This is a genomic window from Ramlibacter sp. (assembly GCA_019635435.1).
Lineage (GTDB): Bacteria > Pseudomonadota > Gammaproteobacteria > Burkholderiales > Burkholderiaceae_C > JAHBZM01.
Genome location: JAHBZM010000001.1, coordinates 4,305,462 through 4,318,987 on the forward strand (window position 1 = coordinate 4,305,462; position 13,526 = coordinate 4,318,987).

General features: G+C 69.5%; 13 protein-coding genes and 1 tRNA gene. 10 read left to right on the forward strand and 4 right to left on the reverse strand.

Translation table 11 applies throughout. The features are described 5' to 3' along the window. Position 1: 1 nt before the first annotated feature. Positions 2–826 (reverse strand): 2-(1,2-epoxy-1,2-dihydrophenyl)acetyl-CoA isomerase PaaG, encoded by an 825-nt coding sequence (gene paaG / locus KF796_21135; protein ID MBX3589144.1) that lies wholly within the window; start codon positions 824–826, stop codon positions 2–4. A gap of 107 nt (positions 827–933) precedes the next feature. Here paaG and KF796_21140 point away from each other — a divergent pair, with 107 nt between their 5' ends. Continuing rightward, a complete protein-coding gene (locus tag KF796_21140) occupies positions 934–1,713 on the forward strand; it encodes an enoyl-CoA hydratase (protein MBX3589145.1) in 780 nt (259 codons plus the stop codon). A 33-nt stretch (positions 1,714–1,746) separates the two neighbouring features. Here the strand turns inward: KF796_21140 and KF796_21145 are convergent, their stop codons facing one another. Further along, positions 1,747–2,868, reverse strand: a complete 1,122-nt coding sequence (locus KF796_21145; protein ID MBX3589146.1) for a hypothetical protein — start codon at positions 2,866–2,868, stop codon at positions 1,747–1,749. Next, positions 2,865–3,482 (reverse strand): sigma-70 family RNA polymerase sigma factor, encoded by a 618-nt coding sequence (locus KF796_21150; GenBank protein ID MBX3589147.1) that lies wholly within the window; start codon positions 3,480–3,482, stop codon positions 2,865–2,867. Before KF796_21150 ends, KF796_21145 begins: the two co-directional genes overlap by 4 nt. Positions 3,483–3,621: 139 nt before the next feature. On the opposite strand from KF796_21150, the gene KF796_21155 reads away from it, so the two are divergent. The 4 genes from KF796_21155 to miaB all read left to right on the forward strand — a co-directional run bounded on the left by KF796_21155 (position 3,622) and on the right by miaB (position 7,138). Further along, entirely contained in the window at positions 3,622–5,124 is a 1,503-nt protein-coding gene (locus tag KF796_21155) for a VWA domain-containing protein (GenBank protein MBX3589148.1), read from the forward strand. A 71-nt stretch (positions 5,125–5,195) separates the two neighbouring features. Beyond that, positions 5,196–5,272, forward strand: a tRNA-Met gene (locus KF796_21160). Between the two features lie 84 nt (positions 5,273–5,356). Continuing rightward, complete coding sequence (locus KF796_21165) at positions 5,357–5,785, forward strand: hypothetical protein (GenBank protein ID MBX3589149.1); 429 nt, start codon at positions 5,357–5,359, stop codon at positions 5,783–5,785. A gap of 9 nt (positions 5,786–5,794) precedes the next feature. After that, on the forward strand, positions 5,795–7,138 hold the full coding sequence (miaB, locus tag KF796_21170; GenBank protein MBX3589150.1) for a tRNA (N6-isopentenyl adenosine(37)-C2)-methylthiotransferase MiaB: 1,344 nt from the start codon (positions 5,795–5,797) through the stop codon (positions 7,136–7,138). Position 7,139: 1 nt separating this feature from the next. Here the strand turns inward: miaB and ffh are convergent, their stop codons facing one another. Then, the gene (gene ffh / locus KF796_21175; protein ID MBX3589151.1) at positions 7,140–8,504 is read right to left on the reverse strand and encodes a signal recognition particle protein; all 1,365 of its coding nucleotides are present in this window, start codon (positions 8,502–8,504) and stop codon (positions 7,140–7,142) included. A 55-nt stretch (positions 8,505–8,559) separates the two neighbouring features. Between ffh and ccsA the strand changes: the two genes are divergently transcribed. From ccsA to ampD, 5 genes are read left to right on the forward strand one after another with little or no spacing between them, the layout of a single operon-like run. After that, entirely contained in the window at positions 8,560–9,363 is an 804-nt protein-coding gene (gene ccsA / locus KF796_21180) for a cytochrome c biogenesis protein CcsA (protein ID MBX3589152.1), read from the forward strand. After that, positions 9,360–9,599: a hypothetical protein gene (locus KF796_21185; protein ID MBX3589153.1), complete on the forward strand. Its 240-nt coding sequence runs from the start codon at positions 9,360–9,362 to the stop codon at positions 9,597–9,599. Before ccsA ends, KF796_21185 begins: the two co-directional genes overlap by 4 nt. A gap of 13 nt (positions 9,600–9,612) precedes the next feature. Further along, a complete protein-coding gene (locus tag KF796_21190; GenBank protein ID MBX3589154.1) occupies positions 9,613–11,325 on the forward strand; it encodes a PAS domain-containing sensor histidine kinase in 1,713 nt (570 codons plus the stop codon). Further along, the gene (locus tag KF796_21195) at positions 11,325–12,785 is read left to right on the forward strand and encodes a sigma-54-dependent Fis family transcriptional regulator (protein ID MBX3589155.1); all 1,461 of its coding nucleotides are present in this window, start codon (positions 11,325–11,327) and stop codon (positions 12,783–12,785) included. Before KF796_21190 ends, KF796_21195 begins: the two co-directional genes overlap by 1 nt. Next, positions 12,775–13,383, forward strand: coding sequence for a 1,6-anhydro-N-acetylmuramyl-L-alanine amidase AmpD (gene ampD, locus KF796_21200; protein ID MBX3589156.1), 609 nt, complete (start codon positions 12,775–12,777; stop codon positions 13,381–13,383). The genes KF796_21195 and ampD overlap by 11 nt, the downstream gene beginning before the upstream one ends. Positions 13,384–13,526: the final 143 nt, after the last annotated feature.

Here is a 13,526-nt window from a genome sequence, read left to right on the forward strand (position 1 = left end):
TTCACTCGCCCCTGAATTGCGCGGGGCGCTTTTGCAGGAAGGCCGTGACGCCCTCGATGTAGTCGTGGGTCTTGCCCATGGCCGACTGGGTGTCGCGCTCCATGTCGAGCTGGCTCGGGAAGTCGCGCAGTGCGCCCTCGCGCAGCAGGTGCCGGGTGGCGACCAGCGCCTGGGTGGGCATGGCCGCGAGCTTTTGCGCCAGGGCCATGGCCGCGGCCACGCATTCGTCAGCGCCGCCGTCCACCACATCCCAGATCAGGCCCCACTCTTTCGCCTGCGCCGCGGGCAGCTTGTCGCCGGTGATGGCCAGCCCAAGTGCACGCGCCATGCCCACGCGCTGCGGCAGCAGCCAGCTGCTGCCGGCGTCGGGAATCAGGCCGATCTTGCTGAAGGCCTGGATGAAGCTGGCGCCGCTGGACGCAATGGCCATGTCACAGCACATGGCGACTGAAGCGCCCGCGCCGGCCGCCACGCCGTTGACCGCGGCCACCACGGGCATGCGCAGATTGACCAGGCGCCGCGCCGTGGGGTTGAAGGCCTGTTCGATCACCGGCCCGGGGTCGGCGCGCTGGACCAGGTCGGCACCGGGCTCGAAGTCGAACTCGGACAGGTCGGCACCCGCGCAAAAGCCGCGGCCGGCCCCGGTGAGCACCACCGCGCGGATCGCGGCATCGGTCTCGGCGCGGTCCAGCGCGGCCCACAGGTCCTTGTGCATCTGGCGCGTGAAGCTGTTGAGGGCCTGTGGCCGGTTCAGCGTGATCAGCGCCACGGCGCCGTGCGCGGCGTACAGCACCGTGGGGTCGGCGGCGGTGGTTTCTGCAGTCATGTCGGTCTCCTGGGTTGGGACTCTACCATTAGCCGACCAATCGGTCGGCTAATGTTTTCCCTTGGGTATAGTCAACTCCCATTGCAACAGAAAACGAGGAAATCACCATGGCCTACGAACTGATTGAAGTCCGCACCGAAGGCGGCAAGGTGGGGGTGGTCACGCTGAACCGGCCCAAGCAGCTGAATGCGCTGAACAACGAACTGATGGACGAACTGGGCGCGGCGCTCAAGGCCTTTGATGCCGACCCGGCCATCGGCTGCATGATCGTCACCGGCAGCGAGAAGGCCTTTGCCGCGGGCGCCGACATTGGCGCCATGGCCAGCTACAGCTTTGCCGACGTCTACAAGGGCGACTACATCACGCGCAACTGGGAAACCATCCGCGGCATCCGCAAGCCCGTGATCGCGGCGGTCAGCGGCTTTGCGCTGGGCGGCGGCTGCGAGCTGGCCATGATGTGCGACTTCATCATCGCGGCCGACAACGCGAAGTTCGGCCAGCCCGAGATCAAGCTGGGCATCATCCCCGGCGCGGGCGGCACGCAGCGCCTGCCGCGCGCTGTGGGCAAGTCCAAGGCCATGGACATGGCCCTGACCGCCCGCATGATGGACGCCACCGAGGCCGAGCGTTCGGGCCTGGTCAGCCGCGTGGTGCCGCTGGACAAGATGATGGACGAGGCCCTGGGCGCCGCGCTCATCATTTGCGACTACTCGCAGATCGCGGTGATGGCGGCCAAGGAGTCGGTCAACCGCGCCTTCGAGTCGGGCCTGTCCGACGGCGTGATGTTCGAGCGCCGCATGTTCCACGCCCTGTTTGCCACCAGCGACCAGAAGGAAGGCATGGACGCCTTCGTGAACAAGCGCAAGGCGGCGTTCACCCACAGCTGAAGCACCGCCGGGCCGCGGCGCGCGGCGCGCCGCTCAGCGCGCCGGCAACAGGCGCTTGATCTCCTCGCGCAGGGCCGCCAGCACCTCGGTGCCAGGCCGCTGCGTGATGCGGCGCAGGCCCGCGGCGTCGCGCTGGCTCCATTGGGCTTCCTGCGCGGACAGCGCCAGCGTCACCACGGCTTCGCCGGGCGGCTGCAGCTCCAGCTGGATGTCAGCCGTGGCGAGTGGCGGCGCGAGCGGCGCGCCGGCCCAGGCCTGCGCTGACGGCCACAACGGTTGCAGCAAGGCCGCCAGCCGCGCGGCCTGCGCGCGCGGCAGCCGCAGCTCGCGGCCACCCTCCCGGATGAGCACGTCGGCCCAGCCCATGGCGGCAGGCGCGGCCACCGCACGATCGGCCGCAAGACCGCCCAAGGCTTTGGCGGCTGGCGCCGAGCGCGCCATGGCGGCCGGCGCAGGGGGAGAGGCTGCCGGTGCTTGCGCCAAAGGCGCAGCAGCCTGTGACGCGCCGGCCTGTTCCGCGAAGGGCGCAGGCGCGGAGGGGCTGGCCACCTCTGGCGCTGGCGCGGGTGCAGGCGCTGCGCTGGGGGATGCTGGTGCTGACCGCGATGCAACGGCACCGCGCTCGGGCGCGATCGGTTGGGACGGGCGCGGTGCCGGCAGCGCTTTCGCCATGGACGAAGACCCAGGCTTGCTGGCGCGGGCCGTTGGCCCGGGGGGCGGCGCGGGAGGTGGCGCGGCGGGTGGCGCGGCCGCTTCACGCCGCGCCGCAGGGGCATCGGCACTGTCGCCCGCAGGCGCCCCCGCCAGCGCGGCGTTGTCTTCGCGTTTCAGGGCTGGCCCGGCGGGCTGCGTGGCCGCATCGGCCGGCCCGTCAAGCCGGGCGCCCGGCGGCTCGCGGTCGTGCCACAGCAGTGTCACCAGGCTTGCCAGCAGGACGGTGGCGAGCGCGGCGTTCCAGGGCATGCGCGCCGCGCCCGGCGCCGGCGCCCAGAGGCGGCGCCACCAGGGCCGCGGCACAGGCACTGGCCGTGAAACCGCCAAGGCCTCAAGTGCTACTTTTCTGATAGCAGTACGTGCCCGTGCGTCGGGGACTTCCGCCTGATCGGGTGCATAGTCCAGGGCCCGAGCCAGGCGCGCATCGCGCAGCATCGTCATGACCCGGGCTCCAGCGCGACCAGGTAGCTGCGCATGCAGCCGCGCAGCTTCTGCAGCGCATAGCGCAGCCGGCTCTTGGCCGTTTCAAAGCTCAGCGAGAGGCTCTGTGCCAGCTGCTCCACTGTGGCGCCGTCCTCGTGGTGCAGCAAGAAGGCCGCGCGCTGCGCCGGTGGCAACTCGTCCAGGCAATGCAGCAGCTGGCGCCCGGCGGCGCGCCAGAAGGCCGTGTCTTCGCTCGACGGATGGGCCAGGTCCAGCGAGGCCTGCAGCCATTCCATGGGGTCACCGCCGTCTTCGCCCGCCTCGGGCAGGGACACTTCGCGGCCGCTCACGCGCAGCCGGTCCATGGCCGCGTTGTGCGCAATGGCAAAGGCCCAGGTGGTCCAGCGCGCGCCGGGCCGGCCGGCGTCTGCGCCTTGAGCCTGATAGCTGGCGCGCGCGCCAATGATGCGCACCCAGGTGTCCTGGAACACCTCGTCGGCCTGCGCCGCCAGCGCGCTGCCCAGCAGCCGGCGCACAAAGCGGAACAGCGCGCCCTCGTGGCGCGCATAGAGCACGTCGAACGCGGCGGCGTCACCCCCGGCGTAGGCAAGCATCAACTGGTCGTCCGGCATGGTGTGCAGCGAGGGCATGAGCAGATTTTCACACCACGTTGTACGGGCCAGCCCGCGGCATGGGGTTAAACCGGGGCGCTTTTTTTCACCCCGTTGCGCGCCGCGCGGCGTGTGAGTCTGACCACTTCTGGAGGATTCGATGAACCGCAACCTGTCTCCCCGCCCCCTGGCCGCGCTGCTGGCCGCCCAGCTGCTGCTGTCGGCCTGCACGGCCACCGCGCAGCCCCCCCACCCGCCCTCGGCCCAGTGGCCCGACCCGCAGCCGCAGGCAGGGTCCTGGCCCCAGGTCATGCCCGCGCGGCCGCAGTTCCAGGCGCCGTCGGCCAGCCACTGCGCCCGGCCGATCCAGACCCGGGAAGTGCCTGGCCACGAGGGCCAGGACACCCCGCCCTATCTGCCCTACGGCCCGGCCCCCGCGCATTCGCACCGCGAGAAAGCCGAGGCCGCCGTGACCGGTTCCGTCGCCCCCGCAGCCCCTGCGGGCGCGGTGGCCGCCCCGCCCGCCCCGGCCAGTGAAGCCCTGGCCAAGGCTGCCGGCCGCCTCAGCGCGGCCGACAGCGCGGCCGCGGCGCCACTCGTCGCCCAGTCCGCGCCACCGCGACCGGCCCCTCGCCGCGCCGAGGTGGTGACCGCAGGCATGGTGGACGACAACGCCGCGTTCAGCGAGTACCTGGCCTTTCGCAACCGCACGCCGGTGGTCCACCGGCCGCGCGACGTCAGCGAGCGCTACCTGCTCGAGGTCAGGGACCGCAGCGGCCATGCGGTGGCCGATGCCGAGGTGGCCGTTCAATCGGCCGACGGTGCCGCGATGTGGGCGCGCACCGACACGGCGGGCCGCGTCTGGCTGCATCCCCGGGCCTTCGACCCGGGCCAGGCCCCCGTCTATGACGTGACCGTGCGCAAGCAGGGCCGGCTGGCCCACGGCGTGCTGCGGCGCGGCCAGAAAAGCGCGGTGGAAGTGGTGCTGCCCCAGCAGCCGGGCGTGGCGCAGCGCGCGCGGCTGGACCTGGTGTTTCTGATCGACGCCACGGGCTCCATGGCCGACGAGATCCACAAGCTCAAGACCAGCCTGCGCAGCATTGCCGACGAGGTGGCCCGCCTGCCCAGCCAGCCCGACCTGTGCTTTGGCCTGGTGGCCTACCGCGACAAGGGCGATGCCTTCCTGCTGCGCAGCCACGACTTCACCAACGACCTGGGCGCGTTCCAGGGCGTGCTCAACGCGCTGCAGGCCGGTGGCGGCGGCGACTACCCCGAGGCCATGAACGAGGCGCTGCACGAGACCGTGCACGCGCTGAGCTGGCGCGGCGAGGGCGCGACCCGCCTGGTGGTGCTGCTGGCCGACGCGCCGCCGCACCTGGACTACGGCGGCCCGTACTACGACGACGACATGCTGGCCGCGCTGGGCAAGGGCATCAAGGTGTTCAGCGTGGGCGCCAGCGGGCTGGACAAGCAGGGCGAGTACATCCAGCGGCAGATCGCCCAGTACACCGGCGGGCGGTTCGTGTTCCTGACCTACGCCGACGCGCACCGCCCGTCCAGTGGCCGGGGGCGTGAAACGGTTCACGATGTGAGCAACTATTCGGTGGACACGCTGGACCGCCTGATCGTGCGTCTTGTGGGTGACGAACTGGGCAGGCTATAATTTAGGGCTCTGGCGAAAATAAAAAAGCGCCAGAAGCAGGGGCCCTTGCAAGATATCGGCCCGGCAAACTTGGCGCTTTAGCTCAGTCGGTTAGAGCGATGGAATCATAATCCACAGGTCCGCGGTTCGAATCCGTGAAGCGCCACCAGACACCCAGCGCCCCGGCGTTGACAGAAAAGGCACTGTCCCGCACAGTGCCTTTTTTCACTTCCACAGCCTCTGGACACACACCATGAAACGCTGCACAAGGAACCAGATTGCTACATTTTCGGTAGCACTCTTTGCCCTGCTGGTCTGGACCAGCGCCCTGTTTGGCCCTGAAGCGGCGGCCCAGGGGATCATCCGCGAGGCGCCCAAGGACGTGGTGCCGGCCCGCATGGTCGTGACCGCCGCGCCCGACATCACGCTGGATGACAAACCCGACCGCCTGTCGCCCGGCGCGCGCATCCGCGACCTGAACAACATGCTGGTCATGTCGGCGAGCCTCACCGGCCAGACCATCCCCGTGGTCTACCGCCGCGACGCCGCGCGGCTGGTGCATGAAGTCTGGGTGCTCACGCCCGACGAGTACCGCCGCCTGGGCGGCATCGACGCGGGCAGCGCCGAGGGCCACAAGCGGCTGGTCGAGCTGCTCGCGCTGATCTTCGGCGCACGTAAATAGGCGGACCCCATGAGCAAGAAAGTCTTCATCAAGACCTTTGGCTGCCAGATGAACGAGTACGACTCGGACAAGATGGCCGACGTGATGAACGCCGCGCAGGGCTACGAGCCCACGCAGGATGTGGACGAGGCCGACCTGATCCTGTTCAACACCTGCTCGGTGCGCGAAAAGGCACAGGAGAAAGTCTTCAGCGACCTGGGCCGCGTGCAGCACCTCAAGAAGAAGGGCGTGCTGATTGGCGTGGGCGGCTGCGTGGCCAGCCAGGAGGGCGCCGAGATCATCAAGCGCGCGCCCTATGTGGACGTGGTGTTCGGCCCGCAGACCCTGCACCGCCTGCCCGACCTGCTGGCCGCGCGGGCACAACTGCAGCGCCCGCAGGTGGACATCAGTTTCCCCGAGATCGAGAAATTCGACCACCTGCCCCCCGCCCGCGTGGAGGGCGCCACGGCTTTCGTGAGCATCATGGAAGGCTGCAGCAAGTACTGCAGCTACTGCGTGGTGCCCTACACCCGCGGCGAGGAAGTCTCGCGCCCGTTCGACGACGTGCTGGTGGAGATCGCCGGCCTGGCCGAACAGGGCGTGAAGGAAGTGACGCTGCTGGGCCAGAACGTCAACGCCTACCGCGGCGCCATGGGTGGCACGGCCGACATCGCGGACTTCGCGCTGCTGATCGAATACGTGGCCGACATCCCCGGCATCGAGCGCATCCGCTACACCACCAGCCACCCCAACGAGTTCACGCAGCGGCTGATTGACGTCTACGCACGGGTGCCCAAGCTGGTGAGCCACCTGCACCTGCCGGTGCAGCATGGCAGCGACCGCATCCTGATGGCGATGAAGCGCGGCTACACGGCGATGGAATACAAGAGCACGGTGCGCAAGCTGCGCGCCATCCGCCCCGGCATGGCCATGAGCAGCGACTTCATCGTGGGTTTTCCGGGCGAGACCGACGACGACTTCAACCGGATGATGAAGCTGATCGACGACGTGGACTTCGACAACTCGTTCAGCTTCATCTTCAGCCCGCGCCCCGGCACGCCGGCCGCCAACCTGCACGACGAGACGCCGCATGCAGTCAAGCTGGCCCGGCTGCAGCAGCTGCAGGCGGTGATCGAGGCCAACATCCGCCGCTTCAGTGGCGAGCGCGTCGGCACGGTCCAGCGCATCCTGGTCGAAGGCCCGTCGCGCAAGGACCCGTCGGAGCTGTCGGGCCGCACCGAGTGCAACCGCATGGTCAACTTCAAGGGGCCCCAGCGGCTGGTCGGCCAGATGATCGACGTGACCATCACCGAGGCCTATTCACACTCGCTGCGCGGCGAGGTCAAGACGGTGGAAGAAGCCCTGGCGGCCTGAGTCAGAAGGGCAGCTTGGGCATGCCCTTGCCGCCGCCCATGCGCTTCATCATCTTCATGAGGCCGCCGCCCTTCATCTTCTTCATCATCCCCTGCATCTGGTCAAACTCGTTGAGCAGGCGGTTGACCTCCTGAACCTGAACGCCCGCGCCGGCGGCGATGCGCCGCTTGCGGGTGGCCTTGATCAGCTCGGGCTTGCGCCGCTCCAGCGGGGTCATGCTCTGGATGATGCCTTCCTTGCGCCGCACGTCGCGCTCGGCGCGGTCCATGTCCACCTGGCCGGCCTTGGCCGCCATCTGCGCGGGCAGCTTGTCCATCAGGCTGCTGAGGCCGCCCATGCTTTTCATTTGCTGGATTTGCGAGAGAAAGTCATTCAGGTCAAAGCCCGCGCCGCTCTTGACCTTGGCCGCCAGCTTCTGGGCGGCCTCCACGTCCACGCCTGCGGTGACCTGCTCGACCAGCGCCACGATGTCGCCCATGCCCAGGATGCGCCCGGCATGGCGCTCGGCATCGAACACCTCCAGCCCGTCGATCTTTTCGCTCACGCCGGCAAACTTGATCGGCGCGCCCGTGATCTGCCGCACCGACAGCGCCGCGCCGCCGCGCGAGTCGCCGTCGGTCTTGGTCAGGATGATGCCGGTCAGCGGCAATGCTTCCTTGAAGGCCTTGGCCGTGTTGACCGCGTCCTGGCCCTGCATGGCGTCCACCACGAACAGCGTTTCCACGGGATTGAGCGCGGCGTGCAGGTCCTTGATCTCGCGCATCAGCGCTTCGTCAATCGCAAGGCGGCCGGCGGTGTCCACCAGCAGCACATCAAAAAAGTGCTTGCGCGCGTAGTCCAGCGCGGCGCGCGCGATGTCCACCGGCTTCTGGTCGGCCGTGCTGGCAAACCATTCGGCGCCGGCCTGCGCCGTCACGGTCTTGAGCTGCTCGATGGCCGCGGGCCGGTAGACGTCGCCCGAGACCGTCAGCACCTTCTTCTTGCGCTTTTCAATCAGGTGCCTGGCCAGCTTGGCCGTGGTGGTGGTCTTGCCGGCGCCCTGCAGGCCGGCCATGAGGAGCACCGCGGGCGGCTGGGCCGCGAGGTTGATGTCGCTGACGCCCTCGCCCATGGTCGCCGCCAGCTCGCGGCTGACAATGCCCACCAGCGCCTGTCCCGGCGAGAGCGAGCCCAGCACCTCCTGGCCCAGCGCCTTGTCCTTGACGCGCGCGATGAAGTCGCGCACCACGGGCAGGGCCACGTCGGCCTCCAGCAGGGCCATGCGCACCTCGCGCAGCATGTCCTGGACATTGGCCTCGGTGATGCGGGCCTGGCCGCGGATTTCCTTGACGAGCCGGGAGAGTTTGTCGGAGAGTGCGGAGGCCATGAGAGGGGGTGGGATGTGCTCCGACACGCCGGAGCAAGGGGCTAAACTACAGAGCATGATTCTAGCCAGTGCGTCCCCCGCCAGCACGGTGCTGGCGTTCGCGGCCGCCGCCGCCTACGCCGTGCCGGCCGCCGCGGCCTCGCGCCTGAGCGAACGCGCGGCCCGCGCCACGCTCTGGGTGGCTTGGCTGCTGCACGGCACGGTGCTGGCGCTGGGCCTGCTGGGCGAGGTACCGCGCTTCGGCTTTGCGCCGGCCCTGTCGGTCACCGCCTGGCTGGTGCTCACGGTGTACGCGGTTGAAAGCCGGCTGTTCCCCCAGCTGCAGGCACGCTGGGCGCTGGCCGGGCTGGGCGCGGCGGCCGTGCTGCTGGCCATTGCCTTTCCCGGGGCACCGCTGCATGTGAGCGCGTCGCCCTGGCTGCCGCTGCACTGGGCCCTGGGCATTGCCTCTTACGGCCTGTTCGCGGCGGCCGTGGTCCATGCCTGGCTCATGACCCGCGCCGAGAAGGACATCCGGCAGGCCGCCGACCCGCACAGCGGCATGCCGCTGCTGACGCTGGAGCGGCTGACCTTCCGCTTCGTCAAGGCCGGCTTTGTGCTGCTGTCGGCCACGCTGCTGGCCGGCCTGCTGTTCAGTGAACAGCTCTATGGCGCCGGCCGGGCCTGGAAATGGGACCACAAGACCATCTTTTCCCTGCTGTCGTGGTTCGCGTTTGCGGTGCTGCTGCTGGGCAGGGCACGTTTTGGCTGGCGTGGGCGCAAGGCGGTGCGGGTGCTGTACGCCGGCGCCCTGCTGCTGCTGCTGGCCTATGTGGGTTCGCGCTTTGTGCTGGAAGTGATCCTGGGCCGCGTCGCATGAAATTCGTTCTCGTCTTGTTGGTGATCGTGGTGGCGGTCTTCGTCTGGCGCGGCAACCGCCGCGACGACGCGCGCGAGCGCGGCGCCGCGCGCGGCCGCCGCGGCTCGGCACTGGCGCCACCGCAGGACATGGTGAGCTGCCCGGTCTGCGCCGTGCACCTGCCACGCGCCGAAGCCAGCCCCGGCAGGCGCGGCCTGTATTGCGGCGACGACCACCGCCGGCAAGCCGAGGGCTGAGGCCACGCCTTCCATGGCAGAAGACACCAGCCCTCTTGCCTCGTGGTTCGGCCTGCGGGAACTGACCCTCGAGGACTCGGCCTTCGTGCGCCTGTGGCGCGGCTTCATGACGGCCCGCGTCATGATCGCCCTGGTGCTGCTGACCCTGCTGGGCGCCCTGTATGCCATCGCCTCGGCGCCGGTCGAGGGCTGGCTCATCGTGATGTGCGGCAGCTACCTCGCCGCGGCGCTGGCGGTGCGCGCCCTGGCCAGCCCGCGCATCCAGGGTCATGCCTTCGACGCCCAGTGGGTGTCCACCATCGGCGTGGACCTGCTGGTGTTTGCCACCCTGCAGTTCCTGCAGGCCGGCGGCATCAGCTACAACCCCCTGTTCGCCCTGCCCCTGCTGCTGGCATCGGTGCTGGGCTCGCTGCTGCTGGCGCTGGGCACGGCGGCCGGCATCACGCTGCTGCTGCTGGTCGATGCCTGGCTGGCCTCGCTGCATGGCGAGGCCGCTTCGCGGTTTTTCCAGGCCGGCCTGACGGGCACGGGCTTCTTCATCGTGGCCTTGCTGGCCAACCAGCTGGCGACCCGGCTGGTGCGCGAGGAACAGCGCGCGCGCCAGAGCCAGCAGGCGGCGCGCGTGCAGATCGAGGTCAATGAACTGGTGATCGAGGCGCTGGCAGACGGCGTGCTGGTGGTGGATGACAACGGCATCGTGCGCGCGGCCAACCCGGCGGCGCACGGGTTGCTGGGCCCCGGCGCGACGCGGCGCACCACGCCGTTCGTGCTGGCGGCCGAGCCTGCCTGGCATCCGCTGGTGGAACTCGCGCGGCTCACCTTCCTGCAACGCACCACCCAGATCCGCGACGTCGACATCAGCGAGGCGGCGTTGGGGGCCCGCCGCATCCATGTGCGCACCCGCCTCACCGCCACCCACGATGCCGCCGCCGAGAGCCTGTGCGTGATGTTCCTTGAGGACCTGCGCGAGATGGAGGCCCGGCTGCGGACCGAGAAGCTCGCGGCCATGGGCCGCATGTCGGCAGCCGTGGCCCACGAGATCCGCAACCCGCTGGCCGCCATCACCCAGGCCAATGCACTGCTGGATGAAGACCTGAGCCAGCCGGGCCACAAGCAGCTGACGCTGATGGTGCGGCAGAATGCCCAGCGCCTGGCCCAGATCGTCGAGGAGATATTGAACCTCTCGCGGGTTCAGCACGAAGGCATGGTCCGCAGTTCTCCGCTGCTGGATCTCGATACCGCCGTCCATGCGACCTGCACCGACTGGGGCTCGCAGACCGGCTGCGGTGGGCGGCTGCAGGTTGACCTGCAAGGCGGCGGCCAGCAGGTCGCCTTCGAGTCCGATCACCTGCGCCGGGTTCTGGTCAACCTGCTGGACAACGCACTGCGCTACGCCAGCGCGCAAGCCGGATCAATTCGGGTCTCGACCGAGACCACCGCGACCGGCCAGGCCGGCCTGCGGGTCTGGAGCGATGGGGCCCCGCTGGAGCAAACCGTGCAGCGCCACCTGTTCGAACCCTTCTTCTCGTCGGAAAGCCGCTCCAGCGGGCTGGGCCTGTACATCTGCCGCGAGCTGTGCGAGCGCCATGGGGCGCAGATTGGCTACCGGCGCGCCGGGCGGGGCACCGCCGGTCCGGGCGCCGAGGGCAATGAATTCTTCGTGACCTTCCGGCAGCGGCCGCCTTCGGCTTCCTCATCCGCGAGGTTTGACACAATACCCGCCTGATGGCAGCCACTCCCACTCCGCCCAAGGTGCTCGTCGTCGATGACGAGCCCGACCTGCGCACGCTGTATGAGCTCACGCTGCTGCGCGAGGGCTACCGCGTGGAGGCCGCCGCCGACCTGGCCGAAGCCCGCCAGCTGCTCGAGGCGCGCCGGTTTGACGCGGTGATCACCGACATGCGACTGCCCGACGGCCTGGGCCTGGAGTTGCTGCGTGAGCTTCAGGCCCAGCAACGCCCCGAGCGCTGCCTGGTCATGACCGCGTACGGCTCCGCCGAGAATGCCGTGGAGGCCCTGAAGGCCGGTGCCTTCGACTACCTGACCAAGCCGGTCGATCTCAAGCAGTTCCGCGCCGTGGTGGCGTCGGCCATCCAGGGCACGGCCCCCGGGCGCGGCCCGCGCGCCGCCACCTCCGGCCGTGCCGCGGTGGAGCGGCCCGCCGATGCGGCCGCCGCGCTGCAGCGGCTGGTCGGTGAGTCCGACGCCATGAAAACCGTCAAGGAGCGCATCGCCCGGGTCGCGCGCAGCATGGCCCCGGTGCTGGTGCGCGGCGAGTCCGGCACCGGCAAGGAGCTGGCCGCGCGCGCGTTGCATGCCTGCAGCCACCGCGCCGACGGGCCCTTTGTGGCCGTGAACTGCAGCGCCATTCCCGAGAACCTGCTGGAAGCCGAGTTCTTCGGCGCGCGCAAGGGCTCCTACACCGGGTCAACCCAGGACCGCGACGGCTACTTTCAGGCGGCCCGGGGTGGCACCCTGTTCCTGGACGAGATCGGCGACCTGCCGCTGACCATGCAGTCCAAACTGCTGCGCGCCATCCAGGAGCGGCTGGTGCGCTCGCTCGGCTCGACCCAGGAAGACGCGGTGGATGTGCGCGTGGTCAGCGCCACGCACAAGGACCTCGCCGCCGACGTGCAGGCGGGCCGCTTTCGCCAGGACCTGTACTACCGGCTGAATGTGATCGAGATCCTGGTGCCGCCGCTGCGCGACCGCCGCGAGGACCTGCCCGCGCTGTGCGACGCGCTGCTGGCGCGCATTGCGCAGGAGTCCGGCATGCCGGTGCCGGCGCTGTCGGCCACGGTGCTGGCCCAGCTGCAGGCGCATCCACTGCCGGGCAATGTCCGCGAACTCGAAAACCTGCTGCATCGCGCGGTGGCCCTGAGCGATGGTGACGAACTGCAGGTGGACTTCGCACCCACCGACATGGCGGCCCCCGCGGGCGAGGCGGCCCCCACCAAGGTCGCCGAAGCCGCCGCGCCCGCGCCACTGGCCGTGCCGGCCGACCTGCAGGCCTGGCTGGACCAGCAGGAGCGCGAGATCCTGGTGCGCGCGCTGCATGAAAGCGGCTTCAACCGCACCGCCGCCGCCAACCGGCTGGGCCTGAGCCTGCGCCAGATCCGCTACCGCATCGCCCGGCTGAGCATTGCCACGCCGGGTGGCGACGAGCCGGGTGAAGATGCCGCCTGAACCCCATGGCGCCAGCGCGCTGTGGCGCGCCGGCTGGTATGCCCATGCACGCCAGCTGCGGTCGCCGAACTTCGGGGCGCGCCCCACTCCGGCGCAGGTGGACCTGATCGTGCTGCATTCCATCAGCCTGCCGCCGGGCCAGTATGGCGGCCCCGAGGTGCAGCAGTTGTTCACCAACACGCTTAACTGGGATGCGCACCCGTATTTCGGGCAGATCCGCGGGGCCGAGGTCTCCGCGCATTTCTACATCCGCCGCAACGGCGAGCTCTGGCAGTTTGTGAGTTGCGACGACCGTGCCTGGCATGCCGGTGCATCAAGCTACCGCGGGCGCGGCAACTGCAACGATGACTCGGTCGGCATCGAGCTGGAAGGGCTGGAGGGCGGCCCGTTCGAGGACCCGCAATACGAAAGCCTGGCCGGCCTGTGCGCCGCGCTGGCCCAGCATTACCCCGTGGCCCATGTCGCCGGCCATGAACACATTGCCCCCGGACGCAAGCACGATCCCGGGCGCGGCTTCGACTGGCCGCGCCTGCAACGCGCCTTGGCCTGGCCCGCTCAGTACTTTCCCTTGGAGACCCTGCCACTTCGCGGTGCATGAGGCTCGCCGGGACGCCGGAATGCACCTGTTCGTGCAGTGTTTTTCACAGGCAGACGTAAGCGTCTGTATCGGTCGCAGTACACTACCCGTAGTGGCTTGAATTCACATCAGACCCTAGATATAGTGTGTCCCGTTGCGCTGTC

Excerpts from the sequence above, each read along its gene's own strand:
- KF796_21195 (MBX3589155.1), top strand. The coding sequence starts at position 11,325 with ATGGCAGCCACTCCCACTCCGCCCAAGGTGCTCGTCGTCGATGACGAG.
- KF796_21165 (MBX3589149.1), top strand. The coding sequence starts at position 5,357 with ATGAAACGCTGCACAAGGAACCAGATTGCTACATTTTCGGTAGCACTC.
- ccsA (MBX3589152.1), top strand. The coding sequence starts at position 8,560 with ATGATTCTAGCCAGTGCGTCCCCCGCCAGCACGGTGCTGGCGTTCGCG.
- ampD (MBX3589156.1), top strand. The coding sequence starts at position 12,775 with ATGCCGCCTGAACCCCATGGCGCCAGCGCGCTGTGGCGCGCCGGCTGG.
- KF796_21140 (MBX3589145.1), top strand. The coding sequence starts at position 934 with ATGGCCTACGAACTGATTGAAGTCCGCACCGAAGGCGGCAAGGTGGGG.
- KF796_21185 (MBX3589153.1), top strand. The coding sequence starts at position 9,360 with ATGAAATTCGTTCTCGTCTTGTTGGTGATCGTGGTGGCGGTCTTCGTC.
- miaB (MBX3589150.1), top strand. The coding sequence starts at position 5,795 with ATGAGCAAGAAAGTCTTCATCAAGACCTTTGGCTGCCAGATGAACGAG.
- KF796_21145 (MBX3589146.1), bottom strand. The coding sequence starts at position 2,868 with ATGACGATGCTGCGCGATGCGCGCCTGGCTCGGGCCCTGGACTATGCA.
- paaG (MBX3589144.1), bottom strand. The coding sequence starts at position 826 with ATGACTGCAGAAACCACCGCCGCCGACCCCACGGTGCTGTACGCCGCG.
- KF796_21150 (MBX3589147.1), bottom strand. The coding sequence starts at position 3,482 with ATGCCGGACGACCAGTTGATGCTTGCCTACGCCGGGGGTGACGCCGCC.
- KF796_21190 (MBX3589154.1), top strand. The coding sequence starts at position 9,613 with ATGGCAGAAGACACCAGCCCTCTTGCCTCGTGGTTCGGCCTGCGGGAA.
- ffh (MBX3589151.1), bottom strand. The coding sequence starts at position 8,504 with ATGGCCTCCGCACTCTCCGACAAACTCTCCCGGCTCGTCAAGGAAATC.
- KF796_21155 (MBX3589148.1), top strand. The coding sequence starts at position 3,622 with ATGAACCGCAACCTGTCTCCCCGCCCCCTGGCCGCGCTGCTGGCCGCC.